16 protein-coding genes are annotated in these 13,563 nt (G+C 74.5%); 6 read left to right on the plus strand and 10 right to left on the minus strand.

Annotated features, from left to right (window positions below; genetic code table 11):
- Positions 1-96 precede the first annotated feature (96 nt).
- The gene (locus tag RM779_RS04865) at positions 97-909 is read right to left on the minus strand and encodes a response regulator transcription factor (protein WP_311616140.1); all 813 of its coding nucleotides are present in this window, start codon (positions 907-909) and stop codon (positions 97-99) included.
- A gap of 336 nt (positions 910-1,245) precedes the next feature.
- Here RM779_RS04865 and RM779_RS04870 point away from each other — a divergent pair, with 336 nt between their 5' ends.
- Both RM779_RS04870 and RM779_RS04875 read left to right on the plus strand, forming a co-directional pair.
- Positions 1,246-2,316 carry a hypothetical protein gene (locus RM779_RS04870; RefSeq protein WP_311616142.1) on the plus strand — a complete coding sequence of 357 codons (1,071 nt, stop codon included), beginning with the start codon at positions 1,246-1,248 and terminating at the stop codon, positions 2,314-2,316.
- On the plus strand, positions 2,313-3,191 hold the full coding sequence (locus RM779_RS04875; protein ID WP_311616144.1) for a fructosamine kinase family protein: 879 nt from the start codon (positions 2,313-2,315) through the stop codon (positions 3,189-3,191). Before RM779_RS04870 ends, RM779_RS04875 begins: the two co-directional genes overlap by 4 nt.
- Here RM779_RS04875 and RM779_RS04880 read toward each other — a convergent pair.
- Positions 3,182-3,433, minus strand: a complete 252-nt coding sequence (locus tag RM779_RS04880) for a DUF397 domain-containing protein (protein ID WP_311616146.1) — start codon at positions 3,431-3,433, stop codon at positions 3,182-3,184. The two genes, RM779_RS04875 and RM779_RS04880, sit on opposite strands and share 10 nt — an antisense overlap.
- A gap of 9 nt (positions 3,434-3,442) precedes the next feature.
- Entirely contained in the window at positions 3,443-4,297 is an 855-nt protein-coding gene (locus RM779_RS04885; protein ID WP_311616148.1) for a helix-turn-helix domain-containing protein, read from the minus strand.
- Between the two features lie 237 nt (positions 4,298-4,534).
- On the opposite strand from RM779_RS04885, the gene RM779_RS04890 reads away from it, so the two are divergent.
- Together RM779_RS04890 and RM779_RS04895 are read left to right on the plus strand one after the other, a co-directional pair.
- Entirely contained in the window at positions 4,535-6,988 is a 2,454-nt protein-coding gene (locus RM779_RS04890; RefSeq protein ID WP_311616150.1) for a helicase-associated domain-containing protein, read from the plus strand.
- Between the two features lie 32 nt (positions 6,989-7,020).
- Entirely contained in the window at positions 7,021-7,923 is a 903-nt protein-coding gene (locus tag RM779_RS04895) for an aminoglycoside phosphotransferase family protein (RefSeq protein WP_311616152.1), read from the plus strand.
- A 21-nt stretch (positions 7,924-7,944) separates the two neighbouring features.
- On the opposite strand, the gene RM779_RS04900 is transcribed toward RM779_RS04895, so the two are convergent.
- Together RM779_RS04900 and RM779_RS04905 are read right to left on the minus strand one after the other, a co-directional pair.
- Positions 7,945-8,292: a type II toxin-antitoxin system PemK/MazF family toxin gene (locus RM779_RS04900; protein ID WP_311616154.1), complete on the minus strand. Its 348-nt coding sequence runs from the start codon at positions 8,290-8,292 to the stop codon at positions 7,945-7,947.
- Complete coding sequence (locus tag RM779_RS04905; protein ID WP_311616156.1) at positions 8,286-8,564, minus strand: hypothetical protein; 279 nt, start codon at positions 8,562-8,564, stop codon at positions 8,286-8,288. The genes RM779_RS04900 and RM779_RS04905 overlap by 7 nt, the downstream gene beginning before the upstream one ends.
- Positions 8,565-8,712: 148 nt before the next feature.
- Between RM779_RS04905 and RM779_RS04910 the strand changes: the two genes are divergently transcribed.
- Positions 8,713-10,386, plus strand: coding sequence for a DNA repair helicase XPB (locus tag RM779_RS04910; protein ID WP_311616158.1), 1,674 nt, complete (start codon positions 8,713-8,715; stop codon positions 10,384-10,386).
- Here RM779_RS04910 and RM779_RS04915 read toward each other — a convergent pair.
- The 5 genes from RM779_RS04915 to RM779_RS04935 form a co-directional block, all read right to left on the minus strand.
- The gene (locus RM779_RS04915) at positions 10,320-10,535 is read right to left on the minus strand and encodes a hypothetical protein (RefSeq protein WP_143659543.1); all 216 of its coding nucleotides are present in this window, start codon (positions 10,533-10,535) and stop codon (positions 10,320-10,322) included. The genes RM779_RS04910 and RM779_RS04915 overlap by 67 nt on opposite strands.
- A 115-nt stretch (positions 10,536-10,650) precedes the next feature.
- Complete coding sequence (locus RM779_RS04920) at positions 10,651-12,090, minus strand: serine/threonine-protein kinase (RefSeq protein WP_311616159.1); 1,440 nt, start codon at positions 12,088-12,090, stop codon at positions 10,651-10,653.
- 78 nt (positions 12,091-12,168) lie between these two features.
- Positions 12,169-12,384 carry a hypothetical protein gene (locus tag RM779_RS04925; protein WP_311616160.1) on the minus strand — a complete coding sequence of 72 codons (216 nt, stop codon included), beginning with the start codon at positions 12,382-12,384 and terminating at the stop codon, positions 12,169-12,171.
- Positions 12,385-12,388: 4 nt separating this feature from the next.
- Entirely contained in the window at positions 12,389-12,538 is a 150-nt protein-coding gene (locus tag RM779_RS04930) for a hypothetical protein (RefSeq protein WP_311616161.1), read from the minus strand.
- Positions 12,535-12,723, minus strand: coding sequence for a hypothetical protein (locus RM779_RS04935; RefSeq protein WP_311616162.1), 189 nt, complete (start codon positions 12,721-12,723; stop codon positions 12,535-12,537). The genes RM779_RS04930 and RM779_RS04935 overlap by 4 nt, the downstream gene beginning before the upstream one ends.
- Positions 12,724-12,771: 48 nt before the next feature.
- Between RM779_RS04935 and RM779_RS04940 the strand changes: the two genes are divergently transcribed.
- Entirely contained in the window at positions 12,772-13,524 is a 753-nt protein-coding gene (locus RM779_RS04940; RefSeq protein WP_311616163.1) for a helix-turn-helix domain-containing protein, read from the plus strand.
- The last annotated feature ends 39 nt before the right edge of the window (positions 13,525-13,563 follow it).

Raw genomic sequence — 13,563 nt, forward strand, 5'->3', positions numbered from 1 at the left:
GAATCGTTAAGGAAACGGCCTCCCGCGGGAGACCCGCAGGGCACCGGCACGACGGCAGCGGCCCGGGGCGCCGGGCCGGTGCCGCGCGGTGTCCGGTCAGCTCGCCGGGGGCACCAGGCGGTAGCCGACGCCCCGGACGGTCTGGATGATCTCGGGGTGGTGCGGATCGTCCCCGAGCCGCTCCCGCAGGCGCCTAATGTGAACGGTGATGGTGTTGGAACGGCGCGCGCCCTCGCCCCACAGCTCGGCGCGGATGCGGTCCCGCGTGATCACCTTTTCGGCGTTCAGCATAAGCAGGTGCAGCAGCTGGAACTCACGCAGGGGTAGCCGCGCCGTCGGCACGCCGTGCATCCGCACCTCGTACGTGCTGGGGTCCAGCGTCAGCGGCCCGCAGACCAGCGGCTGGTCCCAGCCGCGGTTCCCGCGGTCGGCCAGGCTCAGCAGCTGCGCGACCTCCCGCGGCCGGTAGGGGCGCGCGACGCACGCGCTGGCGCCGGCGGCGAGCGCGGGGGCGACCTGCGCCGTGTCGTCCGGGCCGACGCCGAGCACCACGGGGATCGAGAGCCGGCGGCGCACGAGGCGCAGCACGGTCGGCCCGTCGATCAGGGGCAGGTCGGCGGAGACGAGCAGCACGTCCGGCTTGCGCAGCCCGGCCTCCAGCAGTGCGGCGGCGCCGTCCGCGCAGTGCACCACCGATACCTGGTACTTGGCGAGCTGGGCCGTCAGGCCCTGCCGGATGCGCTCGTCGGCGTCCGCGAGCAGCACCACCGGGTTGGACCCCAGCGGTATACGCGCCTGCGCGGGCACCGCGGGCTCTGGCAGGTCACCGCCTGCCGCCGGCCCGCCAAGGTCGTCGTCCACACCGCTCGACGGCCGTCTCGGTTGCGTCGTGCTCAACCAGGCGCCCATGGCGCTCTCCCTCGCTGTCGATGTCGGCAGTGAAGAACGCGATGCGGTCTTCAGCCCCGGTCCCGTGGCGGTGCGCGCGCCGCGTCGGGCCGTGGTGCTCGGCGTCAAGGCCAGGTGCCGGGGCCCGGCTCCCGGGGTGCGTGATGTCGGTGTCCGGCGGGGACGTTCACCATGTAACGAGCCGTGGGTAGCGGGTTGTACGGCGTTCGGTGAACCTGCGATGAACAACGGCGTTCTCTCAGGTTCCGCGTCGGCCGTCCCGGTGAGTCCTGTGGGGAGGCGAGAAGTTGACTAGCATCGTTCGGGTTCCGGTCGGCGCGACGCAGGGGCAGTGGCGTGGGAATCGAAGGCGAGCAGCTCGTACTTGACTATCTGAGCCGGGTCGGCGACCTGGCTCACGGAACGCGCATGTCCGCCACGCAGCGGGCGACGCTCGTGAACGGGCTGCGGGACGAGATCGGCAGGCGCCGCGCCGAGGCGGGCGGGGCGGACAGCCGGGCCTCGGTGAAGCGGATTCTGGGCAAGATGGGGCGCCCGGAGGATGTCGTGGCCGCCGCCGCGGAGCACGGGTCGGCGCCCGGGACGACGCCCGCGTCCGTTCCCGCGCCCGCGCCCGTTCCGGCGCCCCGCCCGGTCGCCGAGCCCCCGCGGAAGGAGCGCTCGCGCCGGGAGCGCCGGACCAAGGAGCGCGCCGCCAAGGAGCGCGCGCCGGTCGAGTCGCCGCCCGCCGGTCCCCCGGTCGAGTCCGCGCCCGCCGGTCCCCCGGGCGGGCCCGACGCGCCCGCCTGGCCGGAAGTGCCGCTCGGCGGGCCGCAGCGGGACGCGGAGCCCTGGCCGGACGGCCAGATCGGCCGGTTCTTCGGCGGCATCGAGATCCCCGAAATGCTGCGCGCCTCGCCCGCCCCGGCCGAGGCGGACCCAGACGCGGCCCTCGACGCGGCCCTCGACCCCGAAACGGCCGCGGAGGCCGAGGAGGCGGTCCGGCCCACCGAGCCGGAGCGCGCGGCGCGCACGGCGCGCGGGCGCCGGTGGGCGCGGGCGGCGCTGAGCGGCCGGCGCGTCGGCGGCCCGGTGGAGTACCTGGGCGTGCTGCTGCTGGTCGCGGGCACGGTGGCCGGGTCGATCGTCGTGCTCGGCCTGGGCTGGCTGGTCACCTACTGGTCGCCGCGGCTGAGCCGCCGCGCCGCGCAGTGGGCGACGTTCGGCATGCCCGCCCTGGTGGGCGGCGGCTACCTGCTGTGGCTGCTGGGCCGCACGGCGGGCTACTGGGGCCCGGCGCTCGCCGAGGGCGAAGCGGATGGCGCGTTCGCCGACCACTGGCCCTGGCTGCTGCGCGGCGCCGCCCTGGCCAGCGCCGCGTTCCTGCTGCACCGCGCCCGCCGCAAGCGCCCCCCGGCCGACGCGTGAACGGAGCCGGCCCCGCCCTCCGCGCGGCACTGCGCGCGGCGGGCGTCGACGCCTCGGGGGCGGACGCCCGGCCGCTGACCGGCGGGGTGGTGAGCGAGGTGTGGCTGCTGACCTGGCCCGACGGAACGCGCCTGGTCGCCAAGCACGCGGCGGGCGCGCCGCCGGGGCTGTACCCGGCGGAGGCGGCGGGCCTGCGCGCGCTCGCGGACGACGGCGGCCTCACCGTTCCCGAGGTGCGGCACGCGGGCGACCGGCTGCTGCTGATGCAGGCCATGGCGGCGAAGGACCCCGCCCGGCGCCCCGCCTTCTGGGCCGAGGCCGGACGCGCCCTGGCCCGCCTGCACACCGTCCGGGGGCCGCGCCACGGCTGGTACCGGGACGGCTGGCTCGGGCTGCTGCCGCAGCGGAATGCCTGGGCGGACGACGGCTACGAGTTCTACGCCACCCGCCGCATCCTGCGGTACCTGCCGGAGCCGCGGGCCGTGGCCGCGCTCACGGCCGCCGACCGGGCTGCCATCGAGCGGATCTGCGCGCGGCTGCCCGCGTTCGTGCCGCCGACGCCTGCCGTGCTGACGCACGGCGACCTGTGGCACGCCAACATCGTGGCCACCGCGGAAGGCGCGCCCGCGTTCATCGATCCCGCCGTCTCGTTCACCTGGCCGGACGTGGACCTGAGCATGTTCCACGCCTCCGCGGCGCCCGCCGACGCGGACCGCTTCTTCGGCGCCTACGCCGAGCTGCGGCCGCTCGGCGACGGCTGGCGGGATCGCATGGAGGTGCTGTTCCTGCGCGAGTTGCTGAGCACGGTCGCGCACGAGGACGACTGCGCGGGCGCCCTGGCGCGTCTGCGCCGCATCACGGCCCGTTACGTCTGACCCGCACGTCTGACCCGCCGCGGGCCGGCCAGCCGGTCGAACCGCCCGGCCTTCACCCCGCGCAGCAGCGCGGCGAGCCGTGCGGCGCTGGTGGTCAGCACGGAGCGCGGCGCGTCGGACTCCCGCAGCAGCACCCGGCCGCCGTGGGGGGCCGGCCGCCCCAGCTCCAGGCAGTTGTCCCCGGTGCCTCCCGAGTAGGAGGAACGCTGCCACCGCGTGGCGGCGAGGTTCGGGGTGGGCATCGTCGCCTCTCAGAGTTCTCGCGCGATGTGGTGGATGAGCTGCCGGGACTCGACCGCGTTCAACGACACCTTGCGGGCGCGGGCGAAGAACGCCCGGTAGGCCAGCACGTCGGCCTCGGCGTCGAGGAAGCCGCCGCCGAAGGGGGTGTCGATCTGGATGGTGTCCAGCTGCGGGACGACGCCGGTGGAGTAGAGGACGGGCTGCACGGCCTCGAAGAAGTCCTCGTTGGTGAACGGCACGACGCGCACCGTGATGTCGGGCCGCTCGGAGGAGGCCATGAGGTATTCGAGCTGCCGCCGCACGACGGCGCGCCCGCCGAACCGCATCCGCAGCGCCGCCTCGTGGATGAAGACGTCGAACGGCGGCGGGTTCTCGCGTTCCAGTACGACCTTGCGCCGCATCCGGAACTCGGTGCGCGTCTCGACCTCTTCCGGCGGCAGCTCCGTGACGTTGCCGCGGAAGAGGGCACGCGCGTAGTCCTCGATCTGAAGGAGGCCGGGTACGGTCACGGTCTGCATGATCTGCATGCCGACGAGGTGGTGCTCCAGCTCGGCGACGTTCAACGGGCCCGGGGCAACCATGCCACGATACTCGTCCCACCAGAACTGTCCGCGATGCTCACGGGCGATCTCGCAGAGGGCATCGAGAAGGGCGTGGTCCGCACACGAGTAAAAGGTCGCCAGCTTTCTGATGCGCTCCTCGCTGACGCCGATGCGGCCGGACTCTATGTGGCTGATCTTGCCCTGGTCGGTGCCGAGCATGCCCGCGGCTTCCCGGGCCGTCCGGCCCGCCCGCTCGCGCAGCTTCCTCAACTCCGCACCCAGGCGCGCCTGTCGGGCGGTCGGATTCTCCCTCGGCGGCATCGTGTCTTCGGTCCTTCCTTCGGCTGGCTGCTGAGTCTGCCGCCCCCTCACCCCCCGAGTCCACTCGCCTACACACTCACCCGAACGCACGATTGCCACGGTGCAATGTTGCCCCTGAAGGGCTTCCCGTCGTCGCGCGGTCGTCGCGAGGTCGTCGCGAGTCGTGGTGAGGAGTTCAGCGCGCCGTACCGCGGCGTCCCGTGCGCGGCACACACTCCTGCCGCTACCGTTGGTCGGATGACCGCCACCAGCCCCCGCACCCTCGCCGACGAGCTGCGATCCCGCTCCGACGCGGAGCTGGCCGGGCTGCTGCGCGCCAGGGCCGACCTGCTGTCCCCGCTGCCCGGCGACCTGTCCCAGCTGGCCACCCGCGCGGGCACCCGCGCCTCCGTGCTGCGCGCCCTCGAACGGCTCGACACGTTCACCCTCCAGACCGCGGAGGCGCTGGCCGCTGCCCCGCAGCCCTGCCAGTACCCCGTTCTCGCCGCCCTGCTGCCCGGCGGTGAGGAGCAACTGCCCGGCGCACTCGCCACCTTGCGCGCCCGGGCGCTGCTCTGGGGCAGACCGGAGGGCCTGCGCCTGGTCCGCACCGCGCAGGAGCTGCTCGCCCCGAGTGCCGCCCGGCCCAGCGGCACGGGCCTGGGCCCGACGCTCGCCGAGACCGCCTCGGGGATCTCGCCCAGCCGCATGCAGGACCTGCTCGCCCGCACCGGACTGCCGCCCACGCACGACCCGGTCAGCGCCCTGACCGCGCTGGCCGCGCTGTTCACCGACCCGGCGCGGCTGGGCGACCTGCTCGCCGGGGCGCCGGAGCAGTCCCTCTCCGTCCTCGACCGGCTGGCCTGGGGCCCGCCCTACGGCGAGATCACCGCCCGGCCGGGGCCGCACCTGCGCTGGCTCCTCGACCGCGCCCTGCTGATGCCCACCTCGCCCGGCACCGTCGTCCTGCCGCGCGAGGTCGCGCTGCACCTGCGCGGCGGCCGGGCGCACCGCGAGCTGCACCCGATGCCGCCGGAGCCGACGGCCCGCGCCGCCTACGAGCCGGCCGCCGTGGACATCGCCGCGGCGGGCGCCGCCGGCGCGGCGCTCGCGGTGGTGGAGGAGCTGCTCGGCGCGTGGGAACGGGAGACCCCCGCCGTGCTGCGCTCGGGCGGGCTCGGGGTGCGGGACCTCAAGCGCCTCGCGGTCACCCTGGACGTATCGGAGCCGGACGCCGCGTTCTGGCTCGAACTCGCTTACAGCGCAGGGCTGGTGGCCGCGGACGGCGAGGCCGACGAACGGTTCGCGCCGACGCCCGACTACGACGTCTGGCGCGAGCAGCCGCCCGAGCGGCGCTGGGTGCGCCTGGCGACCGCCTGGCTGGCCGCGACCCGCGTGCCGGGCCTGGTGGGCTCGCGCGACGCGAAGGGGCGGCTGCTCGCCGCGCTCGGCCCTGGCCTCGACCGCGGCCCGGCCGCGGAGCTGCGCCTGGCGACGCTGCGGCTGCTGGCCGGCACCGAGCCGGGGCACGCGCCCGATCCCGAAGCGGTTGCGCGGCGCATCCGCTGGGAGCTGCCGCGCCGCCTCCCCGAGGAGCCGCGGGCCCGGATGTGTGCGGCGACGCTGGCCGAGGCGGAGCTGCTGGGGTTCACCGGCCGCGGGGCGCTGGCCTCCTTCGTCCGCCCGCTGCTCGACGGCGGGGCGCAGGACAGGGACACGGACAGAGACAGGGACAGGGACAGGGATGGGGAGGCCGCGGAGGCCGCGGAGGCCGCGGCGCGGCTCGCGCCCCTGCTCCCCCGGCCGGTGGATCACGTACTCGTGCAGGCCGATCTGACGGCCGTCGCGCCGGGGCCGCTGCTGCCGGAGCTGCGGCAGGCGATGGCGCTGGCCGCGGAGGTCGAGTCCAAGGGCGCGGCCACCGTCTACCGGTTCACGCCCGCCTCGGTCCGCCGCGCGCTGGACGCCGGGTGGACGGCGGCCGAACTGCACGCCTTCCTCGCCGCCCGCTCCCGCACGCCCGTGCCGCAGCCGCTGACGTACCTCGTCGACGACGTGGCCAGACGGTACGGCCGGCTGCGCGTCGGCGCCGCGGGCAGCTATCTGCGCTGCGAGGACGAGGCGCTGCTCGACGAGGTGCTCGCCGACCGCCGCACCGACGGGCTGCGCCTGCGCCGCATCGCGCCGACCATCGTGGTCTCCGCCTCCCCGCCCGACACGCTGCTGGCGCGGCTGCGCGAGTTCGGCCTCGCGCCCGCGGCCGAGTCCACCGAGGGCGCGGTACTCACCCTGCACGCGGAGCCGCACCGCACGCCCCCGCGCACGGCTCCCGAGCCGGCGCCCGACGCCCCGCCCGGCGCGGACGAGACGCTGCTGAGCGCCGCCGTACGCGCGATTCGCGCCGGCGACCACGCGGCGCTGGACACGCCCCGCGCGCCCGGCGGGCGCACACCCGGCGGGCGCGTGCCCGACGCGGCCGGCCCGCCGCCGCGCACGCCGGCCGCCACGACGTTGCGGACGCTCCAGGCGGCGGCCCGTTCCGGCGCCCTCGTGCGGATCGGCTACGTGGGGGCCGACGGCCTCGCGGCCCACCGGGTCGTGTCCCCGGTGCGCGTCGAGGGCGGCTTCGTGACCGCGTTCGACCACACCGCGGACGAGGTGCGGACGTACCCACTGCACCGGATCACCGGCAGCGCCGACGCCGGCCAGTGAACCAGGACCTCTCCCCTGGGGGACAGCGACAGATGATCACCGTTCCGGACGGACTCGCCGGGTACCACGCCAAGTCCAACGGCGACGCCGGCCGGGCCTGGACGGCCGCGCTGCCCGGCCTCGCCGCCCGCATGCTCGACCACTGGCGGCTGCGCCCCACCGGGCCCGCCCGGCACGGCATGCTCGCGCTCGTCCTGCCCGTCGAGCGGGCCGACGGCTCCCCCGCCGCCCTCAAGATCCGCCCGCGAACGCCGGAGAACGCGGGCGAGGCCCCCGCCCTGCGGGCCTGGGACGGCAACGGCGCGGTGCGGCTGCTCGCGCACGACGAGGACACCGGATCGCTGCTGCTGGAAGCGCTCGACCCGGCCCGTTCCCTGAACGAGGTACCAGGCAGCCGCACCGCCTGCCGCCTGCTGACCGGGCTCCTCGGCCGCCTCACCGCCGTCCCGCCGCCGCCCGGCACCCGCCACCTGCGCGACATCGCCGGCGCCATGGCCGCCGAGGCCCCCGCGGCGCTCCCCCGCCTCACCCGCGACGACGACCGGCGCCTGCTGGCCGACTGCGCCGCGGCCACGCGCGAGCTCCTCGACGAGCCGGGCGGCGCGCTGCTGCACTGGGACCTGCACTACGAGAACGTCCTCGCCCCCCGCCCGGACGCGGACCGCGGCGAGCCCTGGCTCGCGATCGACCCGGAGCCGCTGGTCGGCGACGTCGGCTTCGACCTGCTGCCCGCCCTCGACAACCGCTTCGACCCGGACGAGATCCTGCCGCGCTTCGACCTCATGACCGAGGCCCTGTCGCTGGACCGCGACCGCGCGAAGGGCTGGACACTGGCCCGCGTCCTCCAGAACGGCCTGTGGTCGATCGAGGACGGCGACCCCACCCTGCCCCCCGACCAGACCACCATCGCCACCACCCTCCTGACCCACCGCTGAGCTGGGCTCCGCTGTGGCGGCTCAGTCGAGCTGGAGCACGTCACGGACCCGCAGCTCGACAGCGCGCAGCTCGGCCTGAGCCAGCAGGCCCAGCGGACGGCGCAGCCTCGGCTTGCCCACCGTGTGCAGCTCGGTGCAGTCGACGTACGACTCGGCGTACTTCTTCAGTCCGCTCTCCGGTCCCACCGGCACGTGGGTCCCCCGCGGCCCCGGTGTCCCCCTGATCAGGACGACGGTGACTCCCGCGAGCCGCCGCGAGATCGCGTTCGCGGTGAGGATCACGGCAGGGTGCGGACCGATCTGCGCGGGGAACGCACAGACCCACACCTGGCCCCGCAGCGGTGGCAGGCTGATGGGCGGCCTCACCACTCGGCCCGGTCGGCTGCCGCCAGGTCGGCCTCCGTCACCAGCGCGTCCGTCACCGGGAGCGGCGGCTCGGCGTCCGCGTAGAACTCCGCGATGCTCTGCGCGGCCTGGACCTGACGGGCCTCCCGGTGCAGGAGCCGGATCGCCTCGCGCAACGCCTCCGAGGTGGTGCCGAGGCCGAGTATCCGCATGGTCTCCCGCAGATCAGCCCAGTCCTGAGCGGACAACCTGACCTGTGCCGGTGCGCTGGTGGCCGTCTCCGCCGGATCTCCCATGGCTTGCCTCCCGCGACGCCGTCTTACATCTGCAATACAGCATAGCCCGGCCGGGAAGGCGAGCGAGCCACCCAAGCTGGCGGCAAGTGCCACACTGGAGGCTTGGCCGCGACCCGACGCCGCGGAGCCGAGACCTTGAGGAGGGCAGATGGAGGCAGCAGGGCCACTCATCGTGCAGAGCGACAAGACGCTGCTGCTCGAAGTCGACCACGAGAGGGCCGATGACTGCCGGCGGGCCATCGCGCCGTTCGCCGAGCTGGAGCGGGCGCCCGAGCACATCCACACCTACCGGGTGACCCCGCTCGGCCTGTGGAACGCGCGGGCCGCGGGCCACGACGCCGAGCAGGTCGTCGACGCGCTCGTGACGTTCTCGCGCTACCCGGTGCCGCAGGCGCTGCTCGTCGACGTCGCCGAGACGATGGCCAGGTACGGGCGGCTCAGCCTGCTCAAGCACCCCGCGCACGGCCTGGTCCTCCAGACCACCGACCGGCCGGTGCTTGAGGAGGTGCTGCGCTCCAAGCGCATCCAGCCGCTGGTCGGCGCCCGCATCGACCCGGACAACGTGATCGTCCACCCCTCCGAGCGCGGCCAGATCAAGCAGGCGCTGCTCAAGCTCGGCTGGCCCGCGGAAGACCTCGCCGGGTACGTCGACGGCGAGGCCCACCCCATCGAGCTGCACCAGGAGGGCTGGCACCTGCGCCCCTATCAGGAGCACGCCATCGACGGCTTCTGGCACGGCGGCTCCGGCGTCGTCGTGCTGCCCTGCGGCGCGGGCAAGACACTGGTCGGCGCCGGCGCCATGGCCAAGGCGCGGTCGACCACGCTGATCCTCGTCACGAACACCGTCTCGGCCCGCCAGTGGAAGGCCGAGCTGATGCGCCGCACCTCGCTGTCCGAGCACGAGATCGGCGAGTACAGCGGCACCCGCAAGGAGATCAGGCCGGTCACCATCGCCACGTACCAGGTGCTGACCACGCGGCGGAAGGGCGTGTACCCGCACCTGGAGCTGTTCGACTCCCGCGACTGGGGCCTGATCGTCTACGACGAGGTGCACCTGCTGCCCGCGCCGGTCTTCAAGTTCACCGCCGACCTCCAGGCCCGCCGCCGGCTCGGCCTGACGGCGACGCTGGTCAGGGAGGACGGCCGCGAGTCCGACGTGTTCTCGCTGATCGGGCCCAAGCGGTTCGACGCGCCGTGGAAGGAGATCGAGGCCCAGGGCTACATCGCGCCCGCCGACTGCGTGGAGGTACGCGTCGACCTCACCGATTCCGAACGGCTCGCGTACGCCATGGCCGAGCCGGAGGAGCGCTACCGCTTCTGCGCGACCACCGACTCCAAGCGCCGCATCACCGAATCCCTGGTGCACCGGCACGCGGGCGAACAGACGCTGATCATCGGCCAGTACATCGACCAGCTGGACGAGCTGGGCGAGCAGCTCGGCGCGCCCGTCATCAAGGGCGAGACCAGCAACGCGCAGCGGGAGAGGCTGTTCGAAGCGTTCCGCGCCGGGGAGCTGTCCGTTCTGGTGGTGTCCAAGGTGGCCAACTTCTCGATCGACCTCCCCGAGGCGACCGTCGCCATCCAGGTGTCCGGCACGTTCGGCTCCCGGCAGGAGGAGGCGCAGCGGCTCGGCCGGGTGCTGCGCCCCAAGGCGGACGGGCACGAGGCGCGCTTCTACTCCGTCGTCGCGCGGGACACCATCGACCAGGAGTTCGCCGCGCACCGGCAGCGCTTCCTGGCCGAACAGGGCTACGCCTACCGGATCATGGACGCGGGCGATGTGCTCGCCGCGGGCGGCGAGGAGGAGCTGGGCGGCGTGTAACGCAGCGCCTCCTCCGCCACCCGCCCGAGGACGACCACCTCGAACGCGGCACCCGCCACCACGCCGACGGCGCGCAGCGCGGTGCCCAGCAGGCGCGGGGCACGGACCAGAGGGGTGGCGGCGGCGGGCCGCACAGTCGCGGTACTCATGCCCTCCACCCTGCCGCCGACCGCCCCCGCCCCGCATCGCCCCCCGGTCGGAACGCCTCCCCCGCTCCCCTCCCCCTCGCGGGCGAGCGCCCCCTAGGGACCCGGGCACCACCCCTCAGGGTCGGCGGCCGGGGGCCCGGAACTGGAAGGTGCTGTAGATCAGCACCGGGCACCCGAGGCCGAAGAGCCACGCGCCCGGGCCCAGTCGGTCGACCTCCCCGTCCACGACGTGCCAGTACAGGAAGTACGCGAACAGGCCGGTGGTGAAAACGCTCATGAGCGTGTGCGGGATGCGGGCCCAGAGCGGAACGGGAGCGGCGGGGGCGCGGTACAGCACGGCGAGCACCAGGCCGCAGGTCGCCGCGTTGAGCGCGGCGACGAGGACGAACGGCCACGGCCCGGTGCCCTCAGTGATGCCGGTCAGGGCGGCGTGCCCGTTGCGGGATGGCAGGACCACGGCGAGCACGAGCACCGCGATGGCACACCAGTAGGCGAACGTCCGGCGCAACACCAGGCCGCCCGGTGCGGCGGACGCGCCCGGCGGGGTCGCGGAACGGGCAGGTGCTGGGGTCGCGGAACGGGCAGGCGCGGGGGGCGCGGCCACCGGGGCAGGCGCGGGGGGCGCGGCGGGCGCGGCCACCGGGGCAGGCGCGGTAATGGTGCCGGGCAGCGCCTGGGCGACCGGCCCCGGCAGCCAATCCGCAGTCGCCGTCACAGCCGCCGGAACGATCTCGGTCGGCGGGTGGTCGCCGGCCGGAACGACGGCGAGTTCCTCGACGAGCGCGGGCACCGCCGGGCGCCGGGCGGGGTCCTTGGCCAGGCAGTCGGCGACGATCTCCAGGCCCGACGGGGGCAGGCCGCCGAGGTCCGGTTCCTCGTACGCGATACGGAAGTTGAGCGCCTGCGCCGAGCCCGTGCCGAACGGTCCCGTGCCCGTGGCCGCGTACGTCAGCACCGCGCCCAGCGCGAACACGTCGGTGGCCGGGGTGACGGGCGCCCCGGTGAGCTGCTCGGGGGCCATGAACCCCGGCGTTCCCACGACCATGCCGGTGCGGGTCAGCGCGGTGGCCTCGGCCGCCACGGAGATCCCGAAGTCGACGACGCGCGGGCCGTCCGGGGCGATCAGCACGTTCGAGGGCTTCAGGTCGCGGTGGACGAGACCGGCCTCGTGGATCGCCTCCAGCGCCTCGGCCAGGCCCGCGCCCAGCGCCCGCACCGAACGCACCGGCCAGGGCCCGTGGGCGGCGACGGCCTCGTCCAGGGGCAGGCCGGGTACGTAGGCGGTGGCCAGCCACGGGGACGGGCCGTCGGGGTCGGCGTCGACCACGGCGGCGGTGAAGAAACCGGTGACCCGCCGGGCCGCCGCCACCTCCCGCGCGAACCGGACCCTGAAGCCCGGGTCCCCGGCCAGCTCCGGCCGTACCAGCTTCACCGCCACCAGCCGCCCGCTGGGTGAACGCCCCAGATACACCCGGCCCATTCCGCCGGCCCCAAGTCGCCCGGCGAGTCGATACCGCCCCACCTGCCGCGGATCGGTCGGATGCAGTCCGTCCACCAAGGTTCTCCCCCTCGCGCTCGCCCCCCACGGGATTACACACCACGGCATCCGCCCTGCCCAGCCGTTCACCCAACCTCAGGCGCGGCGCCGGGGGATGATCCGGCGGCTGGCCCACAGCACCGTGTGGGCGCGCAGTGTCAACGTCTCGCCCGAGACGAACTCCAGCCGCTTGCCGCCCGGCACCGTCACCATGTCGCTGACCGTGAACGCCTGGCCCCCGACCATGACCTGATCCCCGCGCAGCACCGAACGCGCGTCGATCTCCACGGCCACCAGCACCCCGACCACCATCACCTCACCGCCCTTCCAGGTGCAGCCGCACCCGCTCGGACAGTTCGGCCAGCCGCACCCGCAGCGCCTCCGTCGTGTCGTCGAACGGCACCGCCTCCTCCGGCTCCCGTTCCGCCGCCTCCTGCGGCTCCTTCTCCTCCTTCTCCTCCTTCACCGCCCGCACCTCCGCAGCGCGGCAGCCAGCCGCAGCGCGGTCTCCGCGTTGCAACGCCCCAGCTCCACCAGCGGGTACAGCGGGTCGATGCCGAGCGAGGGCAACGTGATCCCGCTGCCCGCCAGCGCCTCCCGCAGTTCGTGCGCGGCGCTCTCGGCGTCCGTGCGTCCATGGAGGATCGACACTGCCTCACACCCCTCTTCCGTGCCTATCTGTGATGACTTGCTCACAGCGTGGCGCGGGAGGCGCTACCGTGGACAGCCTTTGAACAGCGCACCTGCGCTGGCGCACGACCGAAAGCACCAGGCCCCACCAGCAAGGACGTACCGCTTCGAGCCGGGGGGTGCAAAAATCACACACATGGATGCCGCGCGGAGCTGGGCGAGCGAATCGCCGAAGCACGTCTCGCCGCCGGCTTGAGCCAGGGCTACCTGGCAGCACAGGTTGACTTGGAGCGCACCGTCGTCGTGCGCATAGAGGCCGGCGAGCGGCGCATTACGGCGCTCGAACTGTTCCGGCTGGCCGAGGCACTCGGTGTCCCCTTGGGGCATCTCGTCACCCGCCCGCCGGAAGCACTGGTCTCACGCCGCAGCGGACTGGCGGAGGAGGACGCGGACACGGCGTCTCGCGCGCGGTACCGCTTGGACGCCCGACTCGAAGAGCATGCCCGCCATGCCCAGTGGCTGACCGGTCACGGCTTTCTGATCCCGCCACACCCCGACGGATCGCCTCCAGCGGGCTACGGGCACGCAATGGCGTCGGGCCGCGCTTGCCGCATGGTCGCAGGGGGCCATCACCGCTCCCCGGGCGGTAGAGCTGCTCTATGGAGCCATCACGGAGAAGGACCTTCCCGGTCGGAACCTGGAGGACTGCCTGCCGTGAGACCGGCGACCCCATCGGGTCCATCGACACAGATTTTCGTCTGGGACGCCTCGCCGCTTCATACGGCGCGCAGGTCATTGAGAGCGTGGCCGGCAATGGCCTGACATGCTCCCAGGGTTGCTGAGCCGCTACGCGTTGTGCCA

The organism is Streptomyces johnsoniae (genome assembly GCF_031845565.1).
GTDB lineage: Bacteria > Actinomycetota > Actinomycetes > Streptomycetales > Streptomycetaceae > Streptomyces > Streptomyces johnsoniae.

What these genes read in the sequence shown, in the direction of transcription:
- RM779_RS04865 (WP_311616140.1), bottom strand. Translation starts at nt 909, where the DNA reads ATGGGCGCCTGGTTGAGCACGACGCAACCGAGACGGCCGTCGAGCGGT.
- RM779_RS04880 (WP_311616146.1), bottom strand. Translation starts at nt 3,433, where the DNA reads ATGCCCACCCCGAACCTCGCCGCCACGCGGTGGCAGCGTTCCTCCTAC.
- RM779_RS04885 (WP_311616148.1), bottom strand. Translation starts at nt 4,297, where the DNA reads ATGCCGCCGAGGGAGAATCCGACCGCCCGACAGGCGCGCCTGGGTGCG.
- RM779_RS04890 (WP_311616150.1), top strand. Translation starts at nt 4,535, where the DNA reads ATGACCGCCACCAGCCCCCGCACCCTCGCCGACGAGCTGCGATCCCGC.
- RM779_RS04895 (WP_311616152.1), top strand. Translation starts at nt 7,021, where the DNA reads ATGATCACCGTTCCGGACGGACTCGCCGGGTACCACGCCAAGTCCAAC.
- RM779_RS04905 (WP_311616156.1), bottom strand. Translation starts at nt 8,564, where the DNA reads ATGGGAGATCCGGCGGAGACGGCCACCAGCGCACCGGCACAGGTCAGG.
- RM779_RS04910 (WP_311616158.1), top strand. Translation starts at nt 8,713, where the DNA reads ATGGAGGCAGCAGGGCCACTCATCGTGCAGAGCGACAAGACGCTGCTG.
- RM779_RS04915 (WP_143659543.1), bottom strand. Translation starts at nt 10,535, where the DNA reads ATGAGTACCGCGACTGTGCGGCCCGCCGCCGCCACCCCTCTGGTCCGT.
- RM779_RS04925 (WP_311616160.1), bottom strand. Translation starts at nt 12,384, where the DNA reads ATGGTGGTCGGGGTGCTGGTGGCCGTGGAGATCGACGCGCGTTCGGTG.